This is a genomic window from Paenibacillus zanthoxyli JH29, from assembly GCF_000520715.1.
GTDB lineage: Bacteria > Bacillota > Bacilli > Paenibacillales > Paenibacillaceae > Paenibacillus_AQ > Paenibacillus_AQ zanthoxyli.
This window is the reverse complement of record NZ_ASSD01000305.1, coordinates 1-2,748: the sequence shown is the minus strand read 5'-3', so window position 1 is coordinate 2,748 and position 2,748 is coordinate 1. Positions and strand designations below refer to the sequence as shown.

Annotated in this window: 1 protein-coding gene and 1 pseudogene; one reads left to right on the top strand and one right to left on the bottom strand. The window is 41.7% G+C overall.

Translation table 11 applies throughout. The features are described from left to right. Positions 1–388: 388 nt before the first annotated feature. Entirely contained in the window at positions 389–724 is a 336-nt protein-coding gene (locus tag L691_RS0111105) for an EthD domain-containing protein (protein WP_025690586.1), read from the top strand. A gap of 118 nt (positions 725–842) precedes the next feature. On the opposite strand, the pseudogene L691_RS34495 reads toward L691_RS0111105, so the two are convergent. Beyond that, positions 843–991: pseudogene (locus tag L691_RS34495) on the bottom strand (transposase); the annotation flags it as partial. Positions 992–2,748 lie beyond the last annotated feature (1,757 nt).

Sequence of the window (2,748 nt, the reverse complement as noted above, 5' to 3'; positions counted from 1 at the left end):
CGGCTGGCCCGATTGCTAGATCTCTAGGCCTCGCGTCAGGCCGACGCTCCATTCAATGCCGCCACCATCCTTGGCAACGCCAGTACAATCTCGCCAGCCCCCTATTACGGGTAACCGAAATAAGCGGAGCCACGAAAGTTCATTCTTCTGCGACCGGCTTGTAAAGGTGAAAAAAATAAGAAACCGTGTGAATAAATCCGAGATCAGCAATCCTCGTAATTTGAGCAATTTGCATAATTCGTTTTTGACTTAAAATCAAAAACTAATGACCTCAGGGCAATTGCGTAGCTGAACGGTCTTTAGATTGGATTTTTAGCAGTTCCTCAAAGGAAATAGACTTTGAGTTTGGTCCATTAGAATAATTTAAAAACTAGCGAGGCGGATCAACATGATTAAAGTAATGGCCTTTCTTACCAAAAAGGATGGAATGAATACACGAGATCTTATCGAATACTATGAGAATCAACATGTACCACTGATTACCAGATTGGCACCAGTCCCCAGCGTTTACAAACGCAACTACATTCTACGAGAGGGCGACTCTAGTACAAAAGATGACTTCGATATCGTGACAGAACTCGTATTTCCTGACCGTGGTGCTTATGAAGCTTGGGTAGCTAAGATGTATGCTCCACACTCTGGAGTTGCAGAGGACGAGCTCAATTTTCTTGATCGTTCGCGAACTAGATCTTATGTCGTCGAAGAACACGTGACTTCCGAGTAAGGGTCAAATTTCAATGTATTAATAGAAGAAGTATCGCTTGAAATGTCGCCACTCTCTTCCGTTGTCGGAAGCAGGACGGCGATTTTTCATATACGATGACGGAGGCGCGGGGATACCTGTGGCCGTCAGCACCTCGGGGTGAACGACTTCTCAGTTCTTTGGCATAAGGACGAAGATCGAGAACGCTAAAAAAGATGGGTAATCGGTCTTTAGATTAGATTTTTAGCAGTTCCTCAAAGGAAATAGACTTTCTTGGAGAATATACACGGTGACTTCCTCCATTCTTGGGGTTTTTGGTTTGGTCACCGAAAAACTTCGCCAAGTTGGGGTGAAGTCTCTTTTTATGTCTTAAAATCCTTGCGTATCAAGGGCTTATGTTAATGCAAAACACTAAATTTAATAACGCCATATTTCGGATTAGACCGCTCCTCGGATGGGGCGGTCTTATTCTATATCGCCTCATCTTGTTGAATCACAAGGTCTATCGCCATCTTCTCCTTAATGGAGATTGATGTAAATTCACATCACAAAGGCAATCGGTACATTTTTCTTGACTCTCCATAAGCACTTGTGATTGGATTTAACTATTCTGCCCGTTTATTGAGCGGGTCACTCAGAAACAAAAAAACAAGCGATGGATAGGTTCCATCGCCGCGTTTTTCTTAGTATCACTTTGATTGTGAGAGTTTAATCTATGGATATAAAAATATAATGTTTGTTGGTAATAGCGTCTTCTTTAGCGCAATAATTCTAGATTACGAATGAGGCTCAACTAGGCTTACGATGCCATGGCTGCGGCGGTAAACATCACATTATCTTCCTTGATTCTCATAATAGGCCGTGTCCGCCACTCGGCGGTTTTTACCGCCAGTCCAATAATCCACAATGATGCCATTCTAGCCGACGTAAAGAGCTTGGCTTTTCGAATAGTCCCGAACAGTCTACCGGTTCGCCGCCGCATGAGTCTAATACTTTATTTTCTCAGTCTAGTACTTTATTTTTCAGTCTAACATTTTATTTTCTTTTATCAGCTGCCCACGATCACCTATGTTTACAGCGCCAGCCCTTGACGGCCTTAGGTTTCGTCTCGAATGGGAAACTCATCTGGCTGACACTGCCTCGAATTATGTTCGTGTACCTTGACCCGTGTATTTGCCTCCGACTTCCTTCAGATTCCGCCTTGCGGCAGACATCCTTACTACGGTAGGTGCTCGCTAGCTCCCTTCGGGGACTTTTCCCCTAATAATGACGCCATGCTGGACATACATGTACAAAAGGTTGCCCTAAGAATCAAGGCAACCTTATAAAATGCGGCCCAACAACATTTTCAATTTACACAGAACGCTCAAACAGCAACATTAATGTTCGTGTACTAACATTAACGTCTGTCTGTGCACCAACTTTAATGTCATCAAACACAGATAAAAAACGAGCCGTCCTCTAAACAGGACGGCTCATAAAAGTTCCACACTTTTATTACTGGTTCCATACTTTTAACATTGGTTCCAGACTTTCTTTACTGGTTCCAGACTTTTTTATCACCAGACACAACTGTTCAGTGACATTATAGTTGGTGTCTGTAAAACCCAGTAAAATCAAGGGATTCCGAGTTTTCAACCCTTATCTAAATTTACAATATAGTTGGTGCCTAGGAAAAGTAGATTAAACACCAAGTGACATTAAAGTTTGTGTCTGGTTCTTATATTAAAGTTGGTTTCTAAAACTTTCCCGCTACTCTCCAGACCTGTATACTCGAACCTACGAAAAGAACTACAAAATTTAGATACGAATTCGTTTATTTAATTCATTCATTAAGCAGTCATCGCCTCTAGAGCAATCCTTGGAAGTGCCTAGAAATGAAAGCTTTGCAAATTCGCTGAATAACATTTCTCCAAAACCAGAACAGGTTATTGTCTACACTCTTCAAAGATCAACTGCTGCCGTTGTTTAATTCTCAATTGTCTCTTTTTATTTTCACTTTCTAAAAATCCAATCGTCAGGTCTGCTTCTTTTAATACAAAATA